The 23,270-nt window shown below is 71.0% G+C and carries 28 protein-coding genes and 1 tRNA gene; 11 read left to right on the forward strand and 18 right to left on the reverse strand.

What is annotated here, in order from left to right; translation table 11 throughout:
• Positions 1–26 precede the first annotated feature (26 nt).
• Genes ABT254_RS21365 through ABT254_RS21375 form a run of 3 tightly spaced genes read right to left on the reverse strand, consistent with a single transcriptional unit; the run spans position 27 to position 1,045 of the window.
• Entirely contained in the window at positions 27–527 is a 501-nt protein-coding gene (locus ABT254_RS21365) for a DUF5994 family protein (protein ID WP_351472253.1), read from the reverse strand.
• A gap of 6 nt (positions 528–533) precedes the next feature.
• Positions 534–803 (reverse strand): hypothetical protein, encoded by a 270-nt coding sequence (locus ABT254_RS21370; protein WP_351472256.1) that lies wholly within the window; start codon positions 801–803, stop codon positions 534–536.
• Positions 804–808: 5 nt separating this feature from the next.
• Positions 809–1,045 (reverse strand): hypothetical protein, encoded by a 237-nt coding sequence (locus ABT254_RS21375; protein ID WP_351472259.1) that lies wholly within the window; start codon positions 1,043–1,045, stop codon positions 809–811.
• Between the two features lie 502 nt (positions 1,046–1,547).
• On the opposite strand from ABT254_RS21375, the gene ABT254_RS21380 reads away from it, so the two are divergent.
• Complete coding sequence (locus tag ABT254_RS21380) at positions 1,548–1,883, forward strand: three-helix bundle dimerization domain-containing protein (protein WP_351472261.1); 336 nt, start codon at positions 1,548–1,550, stop codon at positions 1,881–1,883.
• Here ABT254_RS21380 and ABT254_RS21385 read toward each other — a convergent pair.
• Positions 1,819–2,364 carry a restriction endonuclease gene (locus ABT254_RS21385; RefSeq protein ID WP_308117054.1) on the reverse strand — a complete coding sequence of 182 codons (546 nt, stop codon included), beginning with the start codon at positions 2,362–2,364 and terminating at the stop codon, positions 1,819–1,821. The two genes, ABT254_RS21380 and ABT254_RS21385, sit on opposite strands and share 65 nt — an antisense overlap.
• Before the next feature lie 973 nt (positions 2,365–3,337).
• On the opposite strand from ABT254_RS21385, the gene ABT254_RS21395 reads away from it, so the two are divergent.
• The 3 genes from ABT254_RS21395 (at position 3,338) to ABT254_RS21405 (ending at position 4,806) form a co-directional block, all read left to right on the forward strand.
• Positions 3,338–3,589 carry a hypothetical protein gene (locus ABT254_RS21395; protein ID WP_351472264.1) on the forward strand — a complete coding sequence of 84 codons (252 nt, stop codon included), beginning with the start codon at positions 3,338–3,340 and terminating at the stop codon, positions 3,587–3,589.
• Positions 3,590–3,692: 103 nt separating this feature from the next.
• Positions 3,693–4,040 (forward strand): ANTAR domain-containing protein, encoded by a 348-nt coding sequence (locus tag ABT254_RS21400; RefSeq protein WP_351472266.1) that lies wholly within the window; start codon positions 3,693–3,695, stop codon positions 4,038–4,040.
• 361 nt (positions 4,041–4,401) lie between these two features.
• Positions 4,402–4,806 (forward strand): DUF1003 domain-containing protein, encoded by a 405-nt coding sequence (locus ABT254_RS21405; RefSeq protein ID WP_232649513.1) that lies wholly within the window; start codon positions 4,402–4,404, stop codon positions 4,804–4,806.
• A 21-nt stretch (positions 4,807–4,827) separates the two neighbouring features.
• Here ABT254_RS21405 and ABT254_RS21410 read toward each other — a convergent pair whose 3' ends face one another.
• From ABT254_RS21410 to ABT254_RS21425, 4 genes are all read right to left on the reverse strand, one after another.
• Complete coding sequence (locus ABT254_RS21410) at positions 4,828–5,544, reverse strand: GAF and ANTAR domain-containing protein (RefSeq protein ID WP_232649512.1); 717 nt, start codon at positions 5,542–5,544, stop codon at positions 4,828–4,830.
• Positions 5,545–5,623: 79 nt separating this feature from the next.
• A complete protein-coding gene (locus tag ABT254_RS21415) occupies positions 5,624–6,370 on the reverse strand; it encodes an ANTAR domain-containing protein (RefSeq protein ID WP_351472270.1) in 747 nt (248 codons plus the stop codon).
• Positions 6,360–6,923, reverse strand: coding sequence for a hypothetical protein (locus ABT254_RS21420; protein WP_351472856.1), 564 nt, complete (start codon positions 6,921–6,923; stop codon positions 6,360–6,362). Before ABT254_RS21420 ends, ABT254_RS21415 begins: the two co-directional genes overlap by 11 nt.
• A gap of 104 nt (positions 6,924–7,027) precedes the next feature.
• Entirely contained in the window at positions 7,028–7,453 is a 426-nt protein-coding gene (locus tag ABT254_RS21425) for an STAS domain-containing protein (protein ID WP_351472273.1), read from the reverse strand.
• Positions 7,454–7,900: 447 nt separating this feature from the next.
• Between ABT254_RS21425 and ABT254_RS21430 the strand changes: the two genes are divergently transcribed.
• Together ABT254_RS21430 and ABT254_RS21435 are read left to right on the forward strand one after the other, a co-directional pair.
• Positions 7,901–8,395 carry an Asp23/Gls24 family envelope stress response protein gene (locus ABT254_RS21430; protein ID WP_351472276.1) on the forward strand — a complete coding sequence of 165 codons (495 nt, stop codon included), beginning with the start codon at positions 7,901–7,903 and terminating at the stop codon, positions 8,393–8,395.
• 433 nt (positions 8,396–8,828) lie between these two features.
• Positions 8,829–9,323 carry a hypothetical protein gene (locus tag ABT254_RS21435; protein ID WP_351472279.1) on the forward strand — a complete coding sequence of 165 codons (495 nt, stop codon included), beginning with the start codon at positions 8,829–8,831 and terminating at the stop codon, positions 9,321–9,323.
• Between the two features lie 779 nt (positions 9,324–10,102).
• On the opposite strand, the gene ABT254_RS21440 is transcribed toward ABT254_RS21435, so the two are convergent.
• The 4 genes from ABT254_RS21440 to ABT254_RS21455 form a co-directional block, all read right to left on the reverse strand.
• The gene (locus ABT254_RS21440) at positions 10,103–10,390 is read right to left on the reverse strand and encodes a hypothetical protein (RefSeq protein ID WP_351472282.1); all 288 of its coding nucleotides are present in this window, start codon (positions 10,388–10,390) and stop codon (positions 10,103–10,105) included.
• Between the two features lie 187 nt (positions 10,391–10,577).
• Positions 10,578–10,934 carry a PRC-barrel domain-containing protein gene (locus tag ABT254_RS21445; RefSeq protein WP_351472284.1) on the reverse strand — a complete coding sequence of 119 codons (357 nt, stop codon included), beginning with the start codon at positions 10,932–10,934 and terminating at the stop codon, positions 10,578–10,580.
• 9 nt (positions 10,935–10,943) lie between these two features.
• Positions 10,944–11,336 (reverse strand): ANTAR domain-containing protein, encoded by a 393-nt coding sequence (locus ABT254_RS21450; protein WP_351472287.1) that lies wholly within the window; start codon positions 11,334–11,336, stop codon positions 10,944–10,946.
• Positions 11,337–11,418: 82 nt separating this feature from the next.
• Entirely contained in the window at positions 11,419–11,715 is a 297-nt protein-coding gene (locus tag ABT254_RS21455; protein ID WP_351472290.1) for a hypothetical protein, read from the reverse strand.
• Positions 11,716–12,094: 379 nt separating this feature from the next.
• On the opposite strand from ABT254_RS21455, the gene ABT254_RS21460 reads away from it, so the two are divergent.
• From ABT254_RS21460 to ABT254_RS21480, 5 genes are all read left to right on the forward strand, one after another.
• Positions 12,095–12,307, forward strand: coding sequence for a hypothetical protein (locus tag ABT254_RS21460; RefSeq protein ID WP_232649503.1), 213 nt, complete (start codon positions 12,095–12,097; stop codon positions 12,305–12,307).
• Positions 12,308–12,424: 117 nt separating this feature from the next.
• Positions 12,425–12,583 (forward strand): hydrophobic protein, encoded by a 159-nt coding sequence (locus ABT254_RS21465; protein WP_232649502.1) that lies wholly within the window; start codon positions 12,425–12,427, stop codon positions 12,581–12,583.
• Positions 12,584–12,676: 93 nt separating this feature from the next.
• On the forward strand, positions 12,677–12,850 hold the full coding sequence (locus tag ABT254_RS21470; protein WP_232649501.1) for a CsbD family protein: 174 nt from the start codon (positions 12,677–12,679) through the stop codon (positions 12,848–12,850).
• Positions 12,851–12,980: 130 nt separating this feature from the next.
• A complete protein-coding gene (locus ABT254_RS21475) occupies positions 12,981–13,595 on the forward strand; it encodes a hypothetical protein (protein WP_351472295.1) in 615 nt (204 codons plus the stop codon).
• The gene (locus ABT254_RS21480) at positions 13,595–14,029 is read left to right on the forward strand and encodes a hypothetical protein (RefSeq protein ID WP_351472297.1); all 435 of its coding nucleotides are present in this window, start codon (positions 13,595–13,597) and stop codon (positions 14,027–14,029) included. Before ABT254_RS21475 ends, ABT254_RS21480 begins: the two co-directional genes overlap by 1 nt.
• A gap of 202 nt (positions 14,030–14,231) precedes the next feature.
• Here the strand turns inward: ABT254_RS21480 and ABT254_RS21485 are convergent, their stop codons facing one another.
• From ABT254_RS21485 to tmk, 6 genes are all read right to left on the reverse strand, one after another.
• Entirely contained in the window at positions 14,232–15,683 is a 1,452-nt protein-coding gene (locus tag ABT254_RS21485) for an AAA family ATPase (protein ID WP_389073329.1), read from the reverse strand.
• A gap of 60 nt (positions 15,684–15,743) precedes the next feature.
• Positions 15,744–16,010: a hypothetical protein gene (locus ABT254_RS21490; protein WP_351472303.1), complete on the reverse strand. Its 267-nt coding sequence runs from the start codon at positions 16,008–16,010 to the stop codon at positions 15,744–15,746.
• 418 nt (positions 16,011–16,428) lie between these two features.
• Positions 16,429–16,505, reverse strand: a tRNA-Thr gene (locus tag ABT254_RS21495).
• 107 nt (positions 16,506–16,612) lie between these two features.
• Positions 16,613–18,196 carry an alpha/beta hydrolase gene (locus ABT254_RS21500; protein ID WP_351472306.1) on the reverse strand — a complete coding sequence of 528 codons (1,584 nt, stop codon included), beginning with the start codon at positions 18,194–18,196 and terminating at the stop codon, positions 16,613–16,615.
• A 106-nt stretch (positions 18,197–18,302) separates the two neighbouring features.
• The gene (locus ABT254_RS21505) at positions 18,303–19,508 is read right to left on the reverse strand and encodes a DNA polymerase III subunit delta' (protein WP_351472308.1); all 1,206 of its coding nucleotides are present in this window, start codon (positions 19,506–19,508) and stop codon (positions 18,303–18,305) included.
• A gap of 498 nt (positions 19,509–20,006) precedes the next feature.
• Positions 20,007–23,222 carry a dTMP kinase gene (tmk, locus tag ABT254_RS21510; RefSeq protein WP_351472311.1) on the reverse strand — a complete coding sequence of 1,072 codons (3,216 nt, stop codon included), beginning with the start codon at positions 23,220–23,222 and terminating at the stop codon, positions 20,007–20,009.
• Positions 23,223–23,270 lie beyond the last annotated feature (48 nt).

Below are 23,270 nucleotides of genomic sequence, written 5' to 3' on the forward strand. Positions count from 1 at the left end.
CGCAGGCTCTGCTGTATCGGCCCGGTTCAGCCGGGCGAACTGTGCGCTACGTCGCTCCGGTCGGCCCGGGTGATGCCGGTGGCGGCCAGGATCCGCTCGGCCGAGACGGCGTTGTCGTCCTGTACGGCCATGGCCATCGCGGCACGCGCGGGGCCGGTACCTGCTCCCGGCGGGATCACGAGGAACAGGAAGTGGTCCTGGTCGCCACGGGTGACGATCATGGTGTTGTCGCCCACGGCGGACCAATCGATGCGGACCATGTGCCCGTCGACGAACAGATGGCCGGGGGACCCGTCCCAGTCGCTCGCGTCGAGGCCCACGCGGGCGATGGGGCCCAGGCGAGCCGCCAGCGCGGTGAGGAGACCCGACAGTTGGCTCTTGAGGTCGCGTGTCCGCGGCCACCACGCGCCGTCGAACGTCCCCGTGCGCCGGGCTGTCGTCTCCATCCGCAGGACCGCGGTGCCGGGAAGCACCGGCTCACTGCGGGTGTCCGCCAGAAGCCTGACGGGGTGCGTGGCGGGGAGCATGGCGACTCACTTCCCCGCCGTCCGGGTCCGGCGCCGTGGCCGGAGCCGTCCGCGTCCCCCGTCGCGGTGGTCGCGGCGATCACCGGCGCTACTCGTTCCGCCACGGTCGCGATGCCTCTGCGGGGCCGATGGTGCCAACCCCCGGACAGCGGACCGGGAGCGGCTGTAGTGGAAAGCGGCGATGCGCTCGTCGTGCTGGTTGTTGAGCAGGTGGATCAGGAGCACGCCCACAACGACCATCGCCAGGAGCACCATCACGGCCACGAAGGTCTCCATGACCCTCACCTTCCCTTCGCCGGATGCGGTGTCGGCAGGGCGGCTGCCGGAATGGCAACTACCGGAGCAGTAACTGCCGGGATCCGTGGACGGGAGGTCGGACCGCGGGCCTCACGGCCTCCTTCAGCGTCCCAGACGACCTCCACGGCCCGGTCGGTCGCCGTCACGGTGCGCAGACGCGCCGCCTCGTCCATCAGCCGGCCCGTGGCCGACGTGCGCAGCGGGTCGCTCACGGCTGCCATCAGCCGCACGGCCGAGACGGGAGTCGTCCGCGGGTCGAGCAGGGCAGTCGATGAAGGAGGTTCCGCCCCCGGATAACAGGAGGGGGGCCACCAGGCGCCGGCCAGGAGAGCCGGAGTCGAACCGGTGAGAGCCGGCGGCATGCAGAGGGACGGAGGGGAGGGCCGACCTTGGAGTGTCGGCGCGTACGAAACGGTCGCAGTCATGATGCGAACCCTGCTCCGGGCCGGTCGGACCGGCCCGGTGTAATCAATCGCCGAAAACGACACAAGCATGAAGGCCGGTGCGCGAAATACCCTCGGTAACATCAGCCTACTCCTCTGGCCGGCCGTACGGGCCCGTCCGCAGGTCGACCTGTCCCAGATGGCCAGTTGATGAACAGATCCGGCGGACCGTTCCACGGACGCGATCCGTGCAAGTGTGGGAAGTGGACGGGCCGACGCCGAGCACCCGGAAACCGATCGGCTGCCGAGGCCGGCCGTCTGTGACAGTGAGGAGCGCGCCATGGGCGCGAACACGGCCGAGACTGCGCTACCCGACACCCTTGAGAAGCTCACAGACCATCTGACGGCCTCCTACGCCGGCCTGCTGACGCCCGCGGTCGTGCGGGAGGTGGTGCAGGACTGCTACCAGCCGCTCAGCAACGCTCGTATCGCCGGCTACGTGCCGATCCTCGTCGAGCACAACAGCCGCGCCAGGCTACGACAACTCGTCCGACGCCCCGATCCCACGGCTCCCCTTCGCGAGGAGTCCGACGGCATACGAGGCCACTTGGTCACCGCGGCTCTGCGACGGCTTCACATCGCCCTGACCCGCTCGGCACCGGCACCGCGCCCGTGATCAGCACGACAACGGTTCTCACGACAACGCCGGCCGCTACCCCGTCGGGGGCACCGCTGAAGCAGCTCCCAGAGCGGCCGTGAACCTCCCGCCCACTCCCCCAGCGTTCCACGGTCGACCAGATGCAGCCGACCCCGAGGCCCCATCCTGCCGGTGCTTGCGGTGTCACCCAGCGCCTGCCGAGCGGATCGGTCGCCGGCACATCCGCGCCGTTGTCCCCGGCCCCGCCCACCTGTACGGCATCAGCACAGCCGTCACGGCGCATCAGGTCCCGTACCGCGAACTCGAAGTCCTCGTGGTGGAGCCCGTCGAGCTGGGGGAGCCCGTAGCGCAGCCTCCGCACGTGCACCCGCTCCCAGCGGGCGCTCACCGCCCACTGCGTGAGCCAGAGACCGCCGGCCCCGGCCACAACGGCGGCGAGCACGGCGAGCAGCCACCAGTTGCCCAGCAGCCAGGCCCCCGGTGCCGCAGAACCCGACACCCGCGGCAGCCGCCATGAGCACCAACGGCTGGGGCCCTCTCGGCTTCGGCGCAGCCATTCTTGACACTAGGTCAGGTATTCCGACCCGATGAGAGCGAGCACCCGTTTCGGCCGCTCCGAACACGCGCCGGCTCCGGCGGAACGACGTCGACCAGAACTCATGAACAGCACTTCCGCCACTCGTCCCGTAGACCAAGAACGCGCATCCGAACCGTGGTGGGCCACCTCAACCACGCCCCGCCCGTCGCGTGCCCCCCAGGGCGCGCGCGTTCCCATCGCCTGGGCACGTAGACCGCTTCGAGCACGCCGATCCTGTGCCCCTGCGGGTCGACGACGTCATGAGTGCGCCACGCGCGGATGTCGGCTGCGTGGATCATCCGCGGTCCCTCCTGAGCGGGACACGGGTCGACGCGGGCCGCGTCCCTTGGAAGGTCGGCGCCCTGCCGGAACCGGCACTGCGGCTGTACCAACGACTCCGGCGCAACCACGCCGGAGTCGCCCTTCCGGGCGGCTGCACGTGAGAGTGAGCCAACCCACGATCCATGGTACTGCGGCTGGTGCGCCTCGCACCCCTGATGGATACGCCGGTGCGATGGATCCATGCCGTGCTCACCCGCGCTGCAACCGTTGCGTGATCTGCCGGTCCGGTCGTGCCGGCCCTCGTGGCGGACGCGCCGCCGCTCCGCGAGGCCGGAAGAGGAAACCCGCCTCCCCCTACGACAGGGCCATCACAACGGCGAGAGGACGAAGGGGATCGAAGCCGGAACGATCAGCGCGTACATGCGTACCGCGCTCGGGCCGTACCGCGCGCACCAGCCCTTGCCGCGCTCCCTGAACAGCCGGCAAGTGGCCGTCCGCTCCGGGTGCGAGACCGTTACATGGGGCGCTACCAGCAGTCACTTGGCAGGGCTAGGCTGTCCTAACAGGCCCCTGCCCCCGGCTGTGATGCTCTGTTCCGCTCCGGGGGGCCGTCGTGTTCGTCCTGCTCCTTATCCTCATCGTGGTCCTGTTCGGCTTCGGCTTCCTCCACCCCATCTGGTGGGCGGCCGCGGCGACGGTCGTGCTGGTGTTCGGTGCCGCCCAATACGGCCGCCGTGGTGAAGGCGGGGGCTGGGACCGTGGCGGCAGTTCCGGTCCCGGGGAGTACTGGGACCACCGGGACCGCCGTCGGCATCGGGCACGGTGGAAACGCAAGGTCCGTCGGGACAGCGAGTACCGCAGGTGACCGACACCACGGCCCGCCCTACCAGTCCGGCGCGGCCGGCGAACGGCAACGGGCGTGCCGCCGACCCCCATGGACAGGATGACTGCGTTGTGAGGTACGCACCATGCACCAGGTGACCACGCCCTGTGAGGAGCAGCCGCTGTCGACGGCTGCGGCTGCGGACCTGCTGGCCGAGGTCGTCGAACTGCGCGCCGGCAACGAACAGTTGGGGCGGGCGCTGGTGAGTCGTGCGGTGATCGACCAGGCGCGCGGCATGGTGATGGCCCTGGCGCCCTGTTCCAGTGAGAGGGCCTGGGATCTGCTGGTGGACGTGTCGCAGCGCTGCAACGTCAAGCTCCGGGACGTGGCCGCGGCGCTGGTCGCCACGACGAAGGACGAGGCGCTCCCGGAACGGGTACGGCAGGAGCTGCGCCAGGCACTGCGGCGCCTCCGTTCGGCGGGCCGGAGATGACGGCGTGCGCGCCCGGCGGTCGTCCTGTCGGCTCATCGCCCGTCCGGCCCGGTCATGTGCTGTCGGGGAGTGGGAGGGGCACGCTGGTGTGTGCGGTGCCCGAGGCGCCGGAGGGTGTGGTGGCGGGTGTCGTGGAAGTGGCGCTGAGGGCGAGGAGGGCGACGTCGTCGGCGGGTCCTGCGGGGAATGCGTTCAGCAGCGCGGTGAGATCGCTGATGATCGCGGCGGCGCCGAGGGCGGAAGATCCTCTACCCCCGCGGCTAGGCTCCAGGGATGCGCGGGGCCGTTGCCCGTGGTCGGCGGTGCTCCGCGAAGCCCCGAAACGCGAGAGGCGCGCCGCTATGAGTGAGCAGGACAGCCAATGAGCGAGCAGGACAGCCAGGCCATGCACCACCCCGCAGTGGTTGCGCACCGCAACAGCCGTGCCGGGGACGCCCAACTGCGGATCGCCGACGCCATCACCAAGTTCGCCGGTTCGATGCCGTTCGTCTACATCCATGCGATCGCGTTCGTGCTCTGGATGCTGTTCGTCGAGGGCAGCCCCTGGCCCACGTTGACGCTCGTGGTGTCGCTGGAAGCGATCTTCCTCTCCACGTTCGTCATGATCGGCCAGAACCGGCAGGCGGCCTTCCAGCAGATCAAGGCCGACCACGATTTCGTCGAGCAGGAGTTGGAGCTCAAGACCAACACCGAGCTGACGCGAGCGATCCACGTCATGACCACGGAACTGCACCGCCGTCTGATCGAGGACGGCGCAGAGCAGTAGCGGGCCCCGCCAGGGCGTGGGTCAGAACCCCAGACCGGCAAGGGGTTCGGAGTCGGCGATGAAGGCGCGGGCCACGTCGGACAAGCGCCGGTTGTGGGAGCGGGCGTAGCCGCGCAGCGCGCTGAACGCCTGCTCCATGTCGATGCCCTGGCGTTCGGCGAGCTTCCCCTTGGCCTGTTCGATCAGTACCCGGCTGTTCAGGGCCGTCTGCAGTTGTTCGTTGAGCACCGTGCTGCGCTGGGCGGTGCGTTGTTGCAGCAGGCTGATGGTGGCGACGTCGGCCAGGGCCTGGGCGATGAGTGTGGCCGGTGGGTCGAAGGGGCCGGGGGCTGCGCGGAAGAGGTTCAGGGCGCCGACGGTCTCGTCCCGCAGGCGCATGGGCAGGGCCTGGACGGCCCCGAACCCGCTGCGGTGGGCCGCCGTGACGAAACGCGGCCAGCGGTCGACCTCCCGGGTCAGGTCGGGGATGATCACCGGTGCGCCGGTGCGGAAGCACTCGAGGCAGGGGCCTTGGTCGTTCTGGAGCTGGAACAGCTCCAGAACACGCACCTGTTCGTCGGAGGCGGCCATGACGCGGAGTTTGCCGTCCCGGTCGGCGAGCAGCACCCCGGCGGCGCTCGCGTCGAGCATGCCGACGCAGCGGTCGGTCAGCAGGCGCAGGAAGTCGATGAGGTCGAAGTCGGCGACCAGGTTGTCGGCCAGCTCGACGAAGGTCTTGGCCAGAAGCTGTTCATTCATCGTGGGCACCCTCAATTGAGCCTTTTCCCGGCCCGACGGGGCGGGAAGTACAGCACGTTCCTCGGCCGGCACCGCTGCGTCAGGTCTTCTCCTCGGCCTGACCCGGCTCCGCGTCCGGTGGGAAACGAAGCTGCCGGGCCACCACGTCCGCGGCCACGTCGGCGAGCCGGCGTCCGTGTGCATAGGCGTAGGCGCGGAGCCTTACGAAGGCTTCCTCGATGCCGACTCCGAGCTGGGCCGTGAGCATCCCGCTGGCCTGGTCGATCTCCGCCCGGTATGCGCCCAGGTCCTCGACGGGACCATCGCGCGGGCCGCCCGTCTCGTCGATTCGCGCGTCGAGCAGTACCCATGTCGCGAGATCGGCGAACGCCAACGCGTCCGCCAGTTCCTCCGCGTCCAACCGGACCGGAACATCGGCATACAGGTCCAGCACTCCCGGGCTGATCGCCCCCATCTGCAGCGGGAGCGCGAACACCGCGCGTGCCCCGGCTTCCAGGGCCGCCTCGGCGAACACCATCCAACGGTCCTGCAGGTCACGGGTGAGCAGATCGGGCGTCAGGACGGCCGAGCCGTGCAGGAAGGCGTCCACACAGGGCCCCTCGCCCAGCGTGAGCTGGAGCTCTTCCAGTTGCTCGCTGATGCCGTCGGTGCTGCACAGCGGGTGGCTCGGCGCGGCCTGGGACATCGCCGACAGCCCGGCCCCGCCGACCGGCAGCGCGGCCACGGCCGCGGTGCACACGTCCACCACGCCGACCCGGGCACCGCGCCGGGCCGCCTGCTCGGCCACCAGCATCCGAATGCGGGCCGACCGCCTCTCAGGGACCACCCGGGCCGCCTTCTCCAGGCATCGTGACAAGACCCTTCGGCCTCGCCGTGGTGCGTTCCCCGACGGGAAGCACCAGCGCGCGGAACCTGGTGGGACCGGCCGGCCTGCGAAGCTCTCCGACATCCAGCCACCCCCAGGAGCGGAACGCAGCCGAGGTTGCACGATCGGCCCGGTCCACCAGCGCGGCGCCGAGTGACGCCTGATGGTCGATCAGCAGCCGCTCCTGCAGCCTGCGGGCGAGGCCACGGTCCTGCAGGTGCGGCCGGATCAGGATGTCACCGAACGCGAAGACCCGGTCGAACAGCGTGAGTTGATCGATGCTGCGCGGCAGTACTCCGTCGAGACCGAACCACCACGAGCCGTCGCCGCGTGCCGGGAACCCGAAGGCGCATCCCATCAGTCCGTCCGTCTCGCCGACCACCATGGCGAATCCCGGCCGGCGCATGTCCGTGGTGAGACGGTTCAGGAAGTTCTGGCGGCCGGGACGGCGGTACGCCTCACCCGGCGCCGTCGCACGGGCCTCCGCATACAGTCCCGCCAGGTCCTCAAGCATGTCCTCCACCAGCCAACGGTTCAGCCGGCGCAACCGCACCGGAGCCATGGAGCAGGGCTCGCCGTCTCCCGGCTTCCGTGACTGTCCCCGCCCGACTCCGGCCGTCATCGCACATCGCCCGAGAGAACAGGCGCAAGCGGGACAGACCGGTGTGGCGGGGCTGGAGCGGGCATGGCCGCGGTGTCCCCGGGAGGAGGCGGCAGGGGGCCGAACGGAGTGCCGAGGAGCAGGAACCCGCAGCCGGCGAGGCCGATGACAAGGGCGAGCATCGGCGGCGGGTGGTGCAGTCGCAGGGTCCCGCCCGCCAGGGTGGTCTGCTGCGCGGCGTACAGGAAGGCGTTGAGTCCGCTGCAGTCACAGAAGGTGACGGGGGTGAGGTCGACGTCGATGGTGTGCATGTCGTCGTACAGACACCGCTCCAGTGCGGCGCGCACCAGTGGCGCCGATTCCAGGTCGATCTCACCGGCCAGGGTGATCAGTGCCCGTTTCCTCCGGTCATGGCGATACACGGTGAGCTGCGGGAGGGACATGACGCCTCGGTTCTGGGGACCATCCGGCAGCGGGCGCGGTGACGCCGGATACCCGGCTTGTACGGCGCGCTCCCGGTGGGGGCGTACGTTCGGCGGAGTCGGAGCGAAGGCCGGTCCGACCGCCTGTGCGCCAGGACGGAGGACCACCCGGTTCCCTCCAGGGATGCCGCCGGGTGACGGACTACGAGTCCGCTCCGCGCGCCATCTGTGTCGAGCAACGACAAGCCGCCGGGGTCTGGGACGTCCGTACGCAGCATAGTCCTCGGCGCGGTCCGGTGGGTGGCCGGTAACCCGCCTGTTCCCAGGGCCTGGACCGTGGCCGCGATGTGATGCCGTACGCGGGCATGGACGAGGCGCAGCGCGGTACTCGGCAAGCCGCACGGCAGGCGGCGGCCGACGGCTGCCCGGGCACGGCAGTCCGTGCACCACCCGAGGAGGTGGCTTCGCATGACGGAGCCGAACGGTTCGACCCTTCCCAGGCCCGGCTCCGATGAGCCCCGCACCGGCCTGGGCACGACACTGCACGCCGCACATCCCGGGACCCAGGAACCGCCGGAGACCCGCGGCCGGACCATCATCGCCGACGGGGTGGTGGAGAAGATCGCCGGCATCGCCGCACGGGAGGTCCCCGGAATCCACGCGCTGGGCGGCGGATTCACCCGCACCATGGGAGCCATGCGCGACCGGGTCCCGGGCGGGCATCCGAGCGCGGGGCGCGGCGTAAAGGTCGAGGTCGGTGAGAAGCAGACCGCAATCGACCTCCAGGTCGTCGTCGAATACGGGGTGAGCATCACCGACCTCGCCGCAGAGGTCCGTGAGAACGTGATCGCGGCGGTGGAGCGGATGACGGGCCTGGAAGTCGTCGAGGTGAACATCGCGGTCAACGACGTCCACCTGCCGGACGAGGACACGCAGGAGACCGGCGAGGCCCGGGTGCATTAGGGCCTCGCCCGGGCAGACGCGGGCATGGCTGCCCGAGGCAGTCTCCGGCTGCTGCCGGACGGCCGTTCTCAGCAACCCGACTCCATCAGACCCGGGGCACATCAAGGTGCGACCGTCACTCGTGCGAAGGCCGGGACGGCCTACGGAGTCGAGCCGTCCACCAGCGGTACCGGGGCCGCCGACCGCGTGACCGGGGGATCCCGGCGGCTCTGCCGGGGCTGAGCCCGATCCTGACCCGGCGCACGCCGCACCGCCCGCCACGGCCGGGACAACACAGGCGACAAGGTGCGGCGAAGACGCCGTCCGACCGTCGTGCGCCCCCGCGACGAACAGCACTGGTTCCACCACCGTGCCGCCCTCCACCGACGATCCCCGGACAACCCTCCCGCACCGGACGGCCATGCGGCGCAGCGCTCATGCATGAGTGTTCTTCATGGAACAGCTGACCAGGACGGCGCGTCTGGGACCGGGTCCTACGCGCTCCGCCCCCGACGACGCCGCCCGCCGAGGTCTGGACCGGCTCGTCACTGCTCAATCAGCGGTGGCGTCGGAACTGCTCGCCGCAGCGCCGCTGGACGATGCGGACGACGCCGAACCGCTCGGGCTGGGGCTGGAGCTGGCGCCCGGACCAGAAATGGTGTCCGGCGCCGCGCTCGCGTCCGGCGAGGCGGAGCCGGCCGTCTGCGGCGCCGTGCCGCTGGACGCACCCGAGGTGGGCGTCCGGCTGTCGCCGGGACCCGGGGTACCCGCCGAGCCACCGCCCACCGAGGTTCCCCTGCCCGGCTCGTTCCTGACCACGGCCGCCACCGGTTTACCCATGATCACCTCCACCGCGGTGACCGTGATCATCGCCAGGGCGAACACCAGGCCCGTCGCCAAGGCGTATTTCCTCCATCCGATGGATCTCCGGACGGAGCCACCACGATAGGTGGTGACCGACTCTCCTCCGGAAGACGCGGAGCCCGCTGTCGTCCCGCCGTGCTCGCGATCCGGGCCACCGGTTCCGAAGGGCGGGCTGGCTGCGACAGGCTCGGCGTGGGCCGGTGACCCGAACGCCGCCCGGGCGTCCGCGCGGTGTTCCGCCCGCTCCTCGCCCGGCGTCCTCGGCACTCCCACGGGCGGCACCCGGCTACGGATCCCCTCGCCTGTCCGTCGGAAAGCATGCGAGAAGACCGCCGCGCCGGTGGTCGCGCTGGTACTGACCACGGCGGCCCCGATGAGCGTTCCGGTCACCCCCAGCAGGGACGCCAGCACCGCACCCACCACAGTCGCGAGTGCGCTCGCCACCACCTGCACGGCAGTCAGGTCGAGTACCTTGCGCTTGGGCGCCCGTTCTTCTTCTCTGCGATTCCCCATCGGTGTCCCTTGATAGTTGCGGAGCCCGACAACCGTCGGCGCCGTGACCATCTGCCAGACGGCGGGCGTCAAGGACCAGGCCGGGCGACACCTCGCGGCCACCGCGTGAGGGCCGGACCTGTGCCGCTCACGGTGGGACTGACGCGCCCTTGATGGAGATCCGGGAGCGTTTCGCGGCCGCGTGCGAACAACTGCGGACCGCGCTGAACAGCCCCGTACTGCTCGAACGGCCAAGGGCGAACTCGCCCCCGCAACCGCCGTCTGTCCGAACGCGCCCGCGCCTTCATCGACAGCTTGGAGCCCCTCCCCCGCCTGGTGGCCTGACGCTGTTGCGGGGACGGCGGAAGAGGGCTAGGTCCGGTTGACCCGTCCGGCCACCGCGTGACCGATCAGCAGGTAGACGACAGCGGGCAGACCGTAGTTGACCGCGGTGCGCCAGTTGTCCGAGTGGATGGTGAACAGATTGTGCGACCAGCCCGAGAGCCAGTTCGCCGCGTCGTGGACCCAGGAGACCGTGGTGTTGGCGGTGTTGGCGTCGAACAGGTAGAGAGCGATCCACAGGATCAGAATCAGTGCCGCGATGTCCGCGATGATGGAGATGATCGTCCCCGCGGGGCTTCCGCCGTAGCGTCTGGACATGTCCGACGACTAGCCCTGCCAGCGGAGTTGAAACCTCGCCGCCCCCGCTTGGGACACCGCTCCACAGGCGGCGCCGGCGGGCTGGGGCGAAGGAGGAGACGCCGAGGCCCCGTACGGGTCGAAGCGGACGGCTGCCACCGCAGATCCCGGCTGCGGCGGACACGGCAGTCGTGCCGTCCGTAGGTGGTCAGCGGCGCGCCAGTTGCCGTTCGCCGGCCGCACCGGGCTGGTACGGCAGTCCATAGTGCTTGAAGATGGCTTCCTCCTGCTCGGCGGGAAGCACGTCGTCTGTACCGATCGAAGGGGCCCGCTTCACCAGGGTTCTGACATAGCCGACCTTGACGTAGCCGGGCCCGGCGATCGCGTCCTCGAGGGGAACGAAGACCAGGCGGTGCCGGGTCGGAAGTCCGGTCCGTACCGAGGCCATGGCCGGCTCGTCGGTGGTGGTGTCCACATAGACCGCCTCCAGGACACCGACCTTGTGGCCTTCGCTGTCGACGACATCGCGGTTGCGCCATTCCCGGACATCGGCTGCGTGGATCATGGCCTCTCCCTACCTGGACGGTTCATCGGACGGGGGTGAGTCGCCCCCTCGGTCTTCCGCGTAAAGCCGCCGCAGCGCATGCCGCAGCGCATGCTGCATCGGCCGCGGCAGCGGCTTGCCCTCCCAGCCGGCGACCATGGCTGCGGCCACCTCCCGAAGTGTGGTGTGGCACTGCCGCGAGATGTCGACCAGGAGGTCCCTGGCCGTCCCGCGGCTGCAGGGGGTCAGGACCATCATCATGCCGCGAGCCTGGTCGATGACGGCGCGGCCGGCCAGCGCCCGCCGCAGCTGATCGTTCTCGGCGCGCAGTGCGACGAGATCCTCTCCCTCCGATGCGTTCCCCCACGTGGCCTCGGCCCGCAGCTTCCACCAGTCCTCTTGGAGCAGGGTTGTGCGTTGCATGGCATGTTCCTCTTGACGAGTTCGACGTGTCCGGCCCTGCCGAAGCCGGGCCGGTAGGCACGGCTGCCGGTCCACTCCACGGTCACCTGGGGTGTTCGTGGTCCCGACGGTCCTCGCGCCGCCAGCGCGCCCGGTTCTGGCGGCTGTAGCGGCGGTCCCAGCGGTCCTGACGATCCCGGCGCTCCTGATAGTCCCGGTAGTCCTGGGGGCCCCGGTGGTCCCCGAGATCGGAACCGCCGCCACTGCTGCGGCCTCCGCCGCGATCACGGCCGTGCCGGGTTGCGCCGTAGACCAGCACCGCCGCGGCCACCCACCAGATGGGGTGAAGGAAGCCGAAGCCGAACAGGACCGCGACGAGGATGAGGAGCAGGACGAACACGGTGGGCCTCCCCGGGAGCGGGACACAGCATCGATACCGGGGACTGGGGCCTCACCCCACAGCCTAGTCCTGCCCAAAGGCTGCGGATACCGTGCGACGTCGGCGCGTTCTGCAGGCATGGATGGCTGCTTGACACCTGTCGGGGAACGGCTGCGAGGACTAGCGTGCGCCTTGCCGCCCCTGCCCCCGGCAGCGTCGCACCGCCCACGCGCTCCGCAGAGGGCGCACCCAGCGCATCGGTGCCGGAACCCGCCGCGTCACGGGCGAGGCTGTTCCCGTAGATGCCCGTCGTCACGCGATCCCGGCGTGCCCGATGCGCCCCGAGCGGGCACCGATCTGCTGCCCGCCGCGTCGCACGCATCCATGCCAGGCGGTACCCATGTACGCGCTGATCGTTCCCGCTTCGACCCCCTTCGTCCTGCTCGCCACCGTGCTGGCCCTGTCCTGGTGGGAGGACCACATCCTGCCGGCGCCGCCGGCCGAGCCGGCCGAAGCACCCGCCGAGGCTCCGTTCACCCCGTCCGCCCCTGCACAGCTCCCAGAACTCGTCAGTGTCGATGCTGCGTTGACAGGGGAGGTTGCCGGGCGTTGACTGGCAGCACGGCGTAGGGCCATGCCACTCCGGACCATCGGGGCGCAGCATTCCACCTTCCCGCTTCGCCCGGACCCCGCGGAATTCAGGAAATCCCCGCGATCTGGAGGCCCGGCAATGATCTGGATTCTTCTCCTTCTGCTGATCCTGGTGGTCTTCGGGTTCGGCTTCACGATGCAGATCCTGTGGTGGGTCGCCGCCGTCCTCCTGGTCCTCTGGATCGTCGGCTTCGCCATGCGGGGGCGCAGTGGTGGCCGCCGCTACAGCCGCAGGTAGTCCGTTCCGGAGCTCGATCCTGCCCGCAGGAACAAGCGGCCTGTACGGCGATCACACGGGGGAACCCACCCACCGGACAAACAGGAGGCGGCCATGACCGTCGGACGGACCATCAGGCACAGGACACAGGCATGGAAGGGCCGGATCACCGAACGCATCGGCCGAACCACCCGCAACAGGCGACTGCAGCGGCGCGGCAGGACCGACCAGGTCTCCGGAAACCTGAAGCAGGCCGGAGACAAGGCCAAGGACGCTTTCAGGCGCTGACAAAGGACGCCCGAGGCGGTTCCCACGTCGCGCGGACACCACCCGGCAGGCCTCAACACCCCATGAGCCGACAGGAATTGACGGCAATGAAGCTGACCAACGTGCACAACGAGAGTCAGAGAAGGCGGCCATGTTCACCGTCGTGATCACCGCTGTGATAGTCATCGGTCTGGCCGCCCTCCTCTACTTCGGACGTGGACGGGTACTGGGCAGTGGCCGACGCGGGCTGAAGCGGCGCTTCGGCCCCGAGTACGCCCGCACCGTCGCCCGCCACGACGGCGACACCAAGGCCGCCGAGCAGGAACTCGACAGGCGCGTGGAACGGCACGGGTCCCTCACCGAGCGGCCCTTGTCACCCGACGCCCGCGAGTACTACGTGACTCAATGGGCCGCCGCCCAGGAGCAGTTCGTCGCGTCACCACAACAGGCCGTCACCGAGGCGGACGCGCTTCTGGCAGGCCTGGCAAGGGATCGCGGCTTCCCCGACGGCGAGCAGTTCGAGGACCAGATCGCCGCCCTGTCCGTCCACCACGCCCACTACGTCCAGGGCTACCGCAGCATGCACACCGCAGCCCGCGGCCAGAGCGGCACCGAGGAAATGCGGGAGGCCATGGTCGAAGCCCGAAGCCTCTTCGAGGCGCTGGTCACCGAACAGCCGGCCGACCCGGACCGGCCGACCCCCGACGACCAAGGCCACGCACCGTGGCCACTGACCCGCCGCCATGCGAAGGGAAGCAGCACCTGATGTCGCTCAACGCCGAACACGCACGGCAACCCCGGACCGGGGGCCCGGATGATCCCGCGACGCAAAGCGCCCCGCAGGCACCTCGCACCGAACCCGATCACGCACCGCGTGAGCCCGGCGCCGGCGCCGACAGCCCCGATCGGGGGGCGGGCCAGGACCTGGTCTCGCAGGACGAACGGGACAAGCTCACCCTGCGCCTCCAACAGGCCCTGACCAGCTTCGTCGACAGCCCGCGCGAAGCGGTGGAGGAGGCCGACGCCGTCCTCGACGATGTCGCTGCCCGGTTCACCGACACCCTCACGGAACGGCGCCGCATCCTGCGCGCAGGCTGGCAGGACACCCACGCGCAGACCGAGGAACTACGACTCGCGCTGAGGCAGTACCGGGAGATCACCGAACGGCTGCTGCACATGTCGGCGCCTGCCGGTCAGTGACACCGTCCTCCCCGCAGGAACACCGCCGCCGCAGGCACGTCGCCGACATGTCGTAGTGGCCGCCCGCGTTCAGCCCGACCGTCCGGCGACGGGTCGCGGATGATCGTAGGAGCCCGCGACCTCCTCTCCGGAGAGCCCGAACTCATCATGCGGGTACGTCAACCGGCGCGGCAACCCGCTCCCCAGCGCTGCTGATCAGCAGTCACTCGCCGTGGTAAAGGCGAGGCAGGTCGATGAGTTGGATCGTGCGGTCGTCCTTCGCGAGGTGGTGCAGTTCATCGGTGAAGCCGGTGCCGCTGAAGCACAACAGCCGTGTCGCCTCGGTGGCCGTGCCGCTTCTGGTCAGGAGGGAACGGATGTGCCGGAGACGTTCCAGGTGGCCGGCTCCCATCACGTCGCTCCACTTCGCTTCTCCGATGGCGAGCAGCACCTGGCGGCCCTCGTGGGACTCACCGTGGACGGCGACGTCGACTTCGTGGCTGGTCCTGGCCGCGGGGTCGTTGACGGCACCGCTGGCGACCCGCGTGACGTGCCCTCCGTGAGTGTCGGGCGCAGCGTGCCAGCGGGCCCATTCCCTACAGACCTGCTCGAAGTGCGGGCCGACGACTTTACTGCGGAAGGTGGACTGGGCGCGGCGCCATACGTCGGAGGCCCGCCCGGGGCGTTCCAGATCGCCCCAGGCCGGGCGCATGACCGCGTGGTAGAAGGTGACGAGCGGCTCGGCGATGCGGTAAGCGGAGCGGTTACGGCGAAAGGCATCGGCCTCGTGGGTGATCATGCCGACGTCCTGGAGCACGCTCAGCGGGTGGGCGAGGTCGGTGGACTTGCGCCCCAGGTAGTCGGCGATGCCACCACGAGCGGCGTTGCCGGAGGCGATGGCTGCCAGTACCGAGTGGTACAGCGCGGTGTCACGCAGTTCGGGCTCTTCGGCGAGGAGGTAGCGGGCCTCCCGGAAGAGCGGACGCGCCGGGTTGAGGACGGCACGGATGACCCAGGCGTCGAAGTCGTCCGGCCCGGCAGGGGTGTCCCCCTGTGTGAATTCACGGCGGTAGGCGGGTGTACCCCCGACGATGGCGTTGGTCAGAAGCGCCGTACGCGGGTCGTCGATCTGCCAGAACTCGGCCGCGAGCCGGAAGTCCAGGGTCGGGACCACGAGTTCGAGGCCGGCCCGGCCACGCAGCGGAGCATTGCCGGACAGCAACCGGCCCATGAACGACAGCGCGGAGCCGCACAACAGCAGACGCACGGGAGTGTTGGTGTGCTGGGCAGCAGGGTCCAGAGCGCGCTGGATGATCGAAGGCAGGGAGGGAGACGCCTTGGCGAGGAAAGGGAACTCGTCGATGACCGCCACGGTGGGCCCGCCCGAGTCGGCAATGCGCATGAGTTCCGTGACCGCCTCGTCCCAGTGCGCGAAACGGAACGGAGTGGGCTGCCCGCGATGACGGGCCAGCGCCTCACCGAACTGACGCAGGGCGTCGGCCTCGGTGGTCTCGGTGGCGGTGAACATGAAGCCGCCACTGGCACGAGTGACAGCGTCGAGCAGGAAGGTCTTGCCCTGTCGGCGGCGACCGGAGACCACGCCCAGCGTGGCCCGCGGGCCAGGCAAGGTGGCGAACCGGGTCAGCTCGGCCCATTCGAAAACACGGTCGAACATCTCGGCGGGCTTGTCCACAGCACCACCTCCAACATATAGATGGAGTTATTATAGCTGAACTTATTCGTCACGCCGATCGACGATAACCGTTTCCAGCCGATGCGCCCGTTGAGGATTCCGGCTCGTTCCGCGGTCCTTCCGCGTTCGCGCCGCCGGGCCGCCCTGCGGCTCTTCCGGCCGGGTGGAGGTGTCGTAGACCTTCGATGAGGAGGCGGGCGGGATCGAGCCGAGCAGTGGGGGCACGCCGTAGCCGGAGTTCGAGGCCGCGAGGATCTCCGCATCGTCGGCCTTCAACTCGTGCCGTCCGGACGGCTCCGGGAGTACCACGGTGCACCTCGCGCACGTACGGCATTCACACTCCCGCCCTCGCCCCGGACAGCATCACCGGACCGACGGAACCGACCGAGCCAACCTTCCTGCGCAGGGTTGTGCGACATCGACAACTTGGCCATAGCCAGCGCTTCCCGCTCGGACGCCCGCCATCAATGCCAGCTGCTGCACTACAGATGCACGGATGCGCTCCCCTCCCGCACGCCATTGCCGACCAGAACCGATGAGGCGGCGGCGAGCCCTCGAACCCACAAGGTCAGAGGGGTACCGGCACGCGCACCCCCGCGAACCACACCACCAGAAACCTCCGACCTACGCATTGCGGCTGCACTGGTCAACAGCCGCAATCCCGGCCGGACGAGACAACATGAATGACAGAAAACCCCAGGTCAGAGGCCTGACCCGGGGTTCCAAATGGAGCCGCCTTCGGGATTCGAACCCGAGACCTACGCATTACGAGTGCGTTGCTCTGGCCATCTGAGCTAAGGCGGCGCGCCGTCCGCACTATGGTGCGATCAGCAACGTCGGTAAGTCTACACAGTTTCGGGGGGTGCTCCGTACCAGCCCCGGGCGGGGGTGCCGCGGGGCTGGTAGTAGGCCTATGAGCAGCGCTTTCCCTGGGTCGGAGGGGTTCCGCGGAGCAGGTAGGCGTCGATCGTGGAGTCGATGCAGGTGCTGCCGCGGCCGAAGGCGGTGTGGCCGTCGCCCTCGTAGGTGAGGAGGCGGGCCGAGGCGAGCTGGCGGGACAGGGACTGGGCCCATCGGTACGGGGTCGCCGGGTCGCGGGTGGTGCCGACCACGACGATCGGGGCCGCACCCTTCGCCTTGATGCGGTGCGGGGCCCCGGTGGGCTGCACCGGCCAGTACGCGCAGTTCAGGGAGGCCCAGGCAAGGCCCCTGCCGAAGACCGGGGAGGCCTGCTCGAAGGACGGGAGCGCCTTCTCCACCTGTTCGGGGCCGGCGAAGGCGCCCGGGAGGTCCAGGCAGTTCACGGCGGCGTTGGCGGACATCAGGTTCGTGTAGCGGCCTTGGGCGTTGCGCTCGTAGTAGCTGTCGGAGAGGACGAGCAGGCCCGCGCCGTCCTTCTCCTTCATCGCCGAGGTCAGCGCCTCGCGCAGCTGCGCCCACGTGCCCTGGTCGTACATCGCCGCGATCACGCCGGTGGTGGCGAGGGCCTCGCCCAGCTTGCGGCCGTCGGCGTCGCCGGTGGGGATGGGGTGCGTGTCCAGTTCCTTGAAGAAGGCGCTGAGGTTGTCGCCGACCTGGGCGGGCGTGGTGCCCTTGCGGCCGAGCGGGCAGTCGGGCTGCTGCACGCAGTCCTTCGCGAACGACTGGAACGCCGTTTCGAATCCCGCGGTCTGGTCCAGGTTCAGCCGGCGGCTGCTCAGGGACGGGTCCATGGCGCCGTCGAGCACCAGCCGGCCCACCCGCTCCGGGAAGAGTCCGGCGTACGTCGCCCCGAGGAACGTCCCGTACGACGCCCCCACATACGTCAGCTTCGAGTCCCCCAGCGCCGCCCGCAGGATGTCCATGTCACGCGCCGCCTCGACGGTGGAGACGTGCCGCAGCAGCTGGGCCGAGTGCTGCCCGCAGCTCTCCGCGAACTTCCGGTACGCGCGGACGAGTTGGTTCATCTCATGGACGGAGTCGGGGGTGGTGTCCGTCTGTGTGTAGGCGTCCATCTGCCGGCCGTCGAGGCATTCGACGGGCTCGCTGCGGGCGACGCCGCGCGGATCGACGGCGACCATGTCGTAGCGGGCGCGGACCTCCGCCGGGTAGCCGACACCGGCGTACTGCTGCAGGTACCCGATCGCCGAGCCGCCCGGCCCGCCCGGGTTCACCAGCAGGGAACCGAGCGGCTTGGCCTTGCCGGTGGCCTTCTTGCGGGCGACTGCGAGCCGTACGTCCCCGGCATCCGGCCTGGCGTAGTCGAGCGGGGCCTTCATCGTGGCGCACTCGAAGCCCGTGGGGCCGCAGGTGCGCCAGCTCAGCTTCTGTTCGTAGTACGACGAGAGAGCGGACGGCGTCGACTGCGGCAGCGCGGCCAGCACCGCCTCCGCCGCATTGCCGCCGGTGCTCGCGGTGCCCCCGGAGGAGCAGGCGGAGACGAGCAGTGCGGCCGCGGCGAGGAGGGTGGCTGCGGTTCTGGGACGGCAGGAACGGAAGCTGCGCCTGATGTACATCAGGCGAGCGTAACTCTGCGCATCCATTCAGATGCGGTGCGTGCACGCCGTGGCTCGTATGAATTACCTCGTCAACTTCCCGTTGATCAACGGAGTTCGCGCGCGGTCAGCCCGCTCTGAGGGCCATCGTCATCGCCTCGACCGCCAGCAGCGGAGCAACGTTGCGGTCGAGGGCCTCGCGGCAGGCGGCGATCGCCTCGATGCGGCGGAGGGTGGACTCGGGAGAGCCGGCGCGGGCGAGGCGCTCAAGGGTGTCCTCGGCGTCCCCGTTGGCGAGGGCCACGCGGGTGCCGAGCTGAAGAGCCAGGACGTCGCGGTAGAAGCCGGTGAGGTCGGTCAGGGCCAAGTCGAGGCTGTCGCGCTGCGTACGTGTTCTGCGCCGCTTCTGCTTGTCCTCGAGGTCCTTCATCACGCCCGCCGTGCCGCGCGGCATCCGGCCGCCCTGGGCCGCGCCCAGCGCCGCCTTCAGCTCCTCGGTCTCCTTGCCGTCCCGCTCCTCGGCGAGCTGCTTGGCGTCCTCGGCGGCCGCGTCGACGAGTTCCTGGGCGGCCTTGAGGCAGCCGCCGACGTCCTCGACGCGCAGGGGGAGTTTCAGGACGGCGGCGCGGCGCTCGCGGGCGGCCGGGTCGGTGGCCAGGCGGCGGGCCCGGTCGACGTGTCCCTGCGTGGCGCGGGCCGCCGCGGCGGCGACGGGCGGTTCGATGCCTTCCCGCCGTACGAGCATGTCGGCCACGGCGTCCACGGAGGGCGTGAGCAGGTTCAGATGCCGGCAGCGGGAACGGATCGTGGGCAGGACGTCCTCGATGGAGGGGGCGCACAGCAGCCAGACCGTACGCGGGGCGGGCTCCTCCACGGCTTTCAGGACGGCGTTGGCCGACTTCTCGTTCAGCCGCTCGGCGTCCTCGACGAGGATGACCTGCCAGCGGCCGTTGGCCGGCGAGGTGAACGACTTGCGGACGGTGTCACGCATGTCGTCGGCGAGGATCTGTGTGCCGACGGCCGCAACGGTGGTGACGTCCGCGTGCGTGCCGATGAGCGCGGTGTGGCATCCGTCGCAGAACCCGCAGCCCGGGGCTCCGCCGAGCGCGCGGTCGGGACTGACGCACTGCAGGGCGGCGGCGAACGCCCGCGCCGCCTGGATCCGTCCGGCGCCCGGCGGCCCCGTGAACAGCCAGGCGTGCGTCATCTTCGACGCCTCCGGCGGTGGTGCGTCGGCGGCGGCTGCGGTGACCAGCGCATCGGCGTCCCGGGCAGCGGCGCCGAGCTGCTCGGCCACCTTCTCCTGGCCGACGAGGTCGTCCCAGACGGTCATGCGCTCACCCCGCCCTTTCCTCACGATTCACGTTGCGGGATCCATTGTGCGGCCCGGCACTGACAACGACGGCCGAGCACCCGGTGCCACCCGACAGCTCCCGTGCGACCTGGGCGAGGGAGCGGCTGTGCTGCTGCTCCGCAGCGGGCGAAGCAAGCCCGGGCGGGCCGGCTCCCCGCCCGAGTCCCAGCGCAGAGCGCCGAACCCTGGCGAGCAGGCACCGCAACCTTCGGCCCCACCGGCCACCCCGCCCGGACGCCGAAGCCGCCCGCGTCTCCACGACGCCGGCGGCTTCGCAGTGCGACGCACCGGCCGGCCCCGCGTCAGCAAGGATCCCGCCCGGTCCTCGACGCCGTCCGGGCCTGACCCGCACCCGCTTATCCCTGCAACTCCGCACGGCAACCGCAGCCGACCCGGCACCGGCACCGGCACCGGCACCGGCACCGAGCGAGGCCGGTCCACGCTCAGGCGGCGCGCCCGGCCACGGGCGAGCCGGTCTCAGCCCCGGCGACCCCGGCCGCGCCGCCCCCGGCCCGCGCCGTCGTCGTCGTGCTCGTCCTCGCGCGGGCCGAGCAGTTCGTCCGCCAGGGTCGGCAGGTCGTCCAGCGGTGTCTCCTCGGCCCAGTCGGAGCGGGCCCGTCGCCTGGGCTCGCCGTCCGCGTCGATCTGGGGCATCTCCCGCGTGCGGTCCTCGGCGCCGTCCGGCCGCGCTCCCGTGCGCTCGTCCCGGAAGAGCCCCGGCGGCACCCGGTGCGCGGGGTCCTCGCCCCGCACGGGAGGCAGCAGGGCGGTCTCGTCCTCCGCACCGGACGGCACCGGCGGCAGGACCGCCGTCTCGTCGGCCGCCCCAGGCACGACCGGCGGCAGCACGGCCGTCTCGTCCGTCGCCCCCGTGGGAGCCGGCGGCTGGGGCAGCTTCGCCGTCACCTCGGACTCGGACTCGCCGCCGCGCGCAGCGCCCGGCTTCTCCTCCCGCACCGGCCGCAGCACCGCGGTCTCCTCGACCGGACCGCCCGACGCGTTCGTCGGCGTCACCACCGGTGTCGGCACCGTCGACGCATCCGGCGGCACCGCGGGTGCCGCAGGCCGCCTGGGGCCCGCCTCAGCGGCGGCCGCGGCCTGCTCGGCGAGCCGCCTCGCCTCCTCGGCGCGCAGCAGCGCCTCCTCGGCCTTGCGCTGCTTCTCCAGGCGCCGGGCCTCGGCCTCGGCGTGCAGCCGGGCCTCTTCCTCGGCCTGCTTGCGCCGCCGCTCCTCCTCGGCCCTGCGGCGGGCCTCCTCCTCGGCGCGAGCCTTCTCCTCCGCGAGCAGACGGGCCTGCTCCTCCTCGGCACGGCGGCGCGCCTCCTCGGCCCGCAGCCGGGCCTCCTCCGCCTGCCGTTCGGCCTCGCGGCGCTGGGCCTCCTCCAGCTCGCGCCGCTTGCGCTCCTCCTCCTCGGCGCGCAGGCGCTCGAGCTGCTCCTGGCGCTCGCGCTCCAGCCGCTCCTCCTCGGCCTTGCGCGCGGCCTCCTCCTCGGCCCTGCGGCGGGCCTCCTCCTCAGCCTTCTTGCGCGCCTCCTCCTGGGCCTTCACCTCGGCCTCGGACAGCGGCAGCATCTGGTCGAGCCGGTGCCGTACGACGGTGGTCACGGCCTCGGGCTCCTGGCCCGCGTCCACCACCAGGTACCGCCCGGGGTCGGCCGCGGCCAGCGTGAGGAAACCGGACCGCACGCGCGCGTGGAACTCGGCCGGCTCCGACTCCAGCCGGTCCGGCGCCTCCGTGAACCGCTCACGCGCGATGTCCGGCGCGACGTCGAGGAGCACGGTCAGATGCGGAACGAGGCCGTTCGTCGCCCAGCGGTTGATACGGGCGATCTCGGTCGGTGACAGGTCACGGCCCGCCCCCTGGTAGGCCACCGAGGAGTCGATGTAACGGTCCGAGATGACCACCGCGCCCCGCTCCAGGGCGGGCCTGACCACGGTGTCCACGTGTTCCGCGCGGTCCGCCGCGTACAGCAGGGCCTCCGCGCGATGGGACAGCCCCGCGCTCGACACGTCCAGCAGGATCGACCGCAGGCGCTTGCCCACCGGTGTCGCCCCCGGCTCACGGGTCAGCACGACCTCGTGACCCTTGCCGCGGATCCACTCGGCGAGAGCCTCGGCCTGCGTGGACTTGCCGGCCCCGTCGCCGCCCTCCAGGGCGATGAAGAAACCGTTCGAGGCCGGTACGGTCACCGGGTCGTCGCCGCCCAGCAGCGCGTCCCGCAGGTCGTGCCGCAGCGGCACGCCCGAGCGGTCGTCGACCTTGGCCAGCACCAGGGCGGCCACCGGCAGCAGCAGCGCCCCCACCAGCATCAGGGTGAACGCGGCGCCGCCGTGTGCGAACACGAACTTGCCGTTCTCCAGCCGGTGCGGCCCGATCCCCGCCGCCACCACGGGCGCGATCACGGCGCCGAGCGCCACGCACACTCGTACCACCGCGTGCAGGTGCTCCGTCGTACGCGCCCGCCGGTAGTCCTCGGCCTCCTGGTCGAGCAGCGTGTGGCCGGTGTTGGCGGCCACACCCGCGCCGATGCCGGCCAGCGCGACGATCAGCATGACCGTGGTGACGTCCGGGACGAGCCCGGCGGCCAGCAGCGCGACCCCCGTGAAGGCGATCGCCAGCGCGAGCAGCCGGCGCCGCGACAGCGTGGGCAGCACGGAAGGCGCCGTACGGATGCCGACGACGACACCGCCCGTCAGCGCGAACACCAACAGCCCGTACGTCACCGGACCGCCGTGCAGGTCCGTGGCGTGCAGCACGCAGACGGCGACGGCCGCGGAGACCGCCCCCGCGACGGCGGCGGCCGAAAGCACCAGCAACGGGATGGCGCCCGTACGGCCCTTGTCCACGCCCGCGCCCGTCTTGGGGCGGCGCAGCCCTTCGAGCGGCGAACGCGCGCGCGGGGTGCGCGTGTCGGGCAGCTCCAGGAAGGTCACCACGGACAGCGACGCGGCGAACAGCCCGGCCGCCACATAAGAGGCGAGGGCCGCCTGGTGCTGGTCGAACCAGTCGAGCCCGGTGCCGAGAAGGTTGTTGAGCAGCCCCGCGACGACGAGTGCGGCGGCCGCCAGCGGGATCGCCACGAAGCTCGTGCGCAGCGACAGGCGGCGCAGAGCGTCCATGTGGTCCGGCAGCGGTCGTACCGTCGCGCCCTCCGGGGGCGGGGCCGGCAGCAGGGCGGGCGCCGCGCTCTCGCGGCACACCGTCCAGAAGCGCTCGGCAACCGCCGTGACAAAGGCCGTGACCAGCAGCGCGGCGAGCGCGTTGCCGGGGGTCCAGTCGATCCACAGGGGCGCGACGATCAGCGCGGCGACCCGGACGCCGTCGGCGCCGACCATGGTCCAGCGGCGGTCGAGCGGGCCCTCCTGGGACGTCAGGGAGGTCAGCGGCCCCAGCAGGACGGCTCCGAAGAGGAGCGTCGCCAGGATGCGCACTGCGAAAACGGTCGCCACTGCGAACGCCACGCCCCGGTATCCACCGCCGAACGAGCCCTCGCCGATCGCTGCCTGGAGGGCGAGGAGCACCAGCACGAGGAGGGCGAGCGTGTCGCCGACTCCGCCCACGAGTTGTGCGCTCCACAGCCGTCGCAGTTGCGGTCGGCGCAGCAGGGCGCGGACGGCACGCTCGCGGGAGTCCGCGACAAGGGCGTCGTCGGGGGCCGGGTGGTGGCCCGTTGGCTGCTCGGCTCGCGTCATGCATTCAGCCTATCGGGACCGACTGACAGCCCGGGGCGCGCGTGCGGA

This window comes from Streptomyces sp. NPDC001137 (assembly GCF_040298885.1).
In the GTDB taxonomy this organism is placed as follows: domain Bacteria; phylum Actinomycetota; class Actinomycetes; order Streptomycetales; family Streptomycetaceae; genus Streptomyces.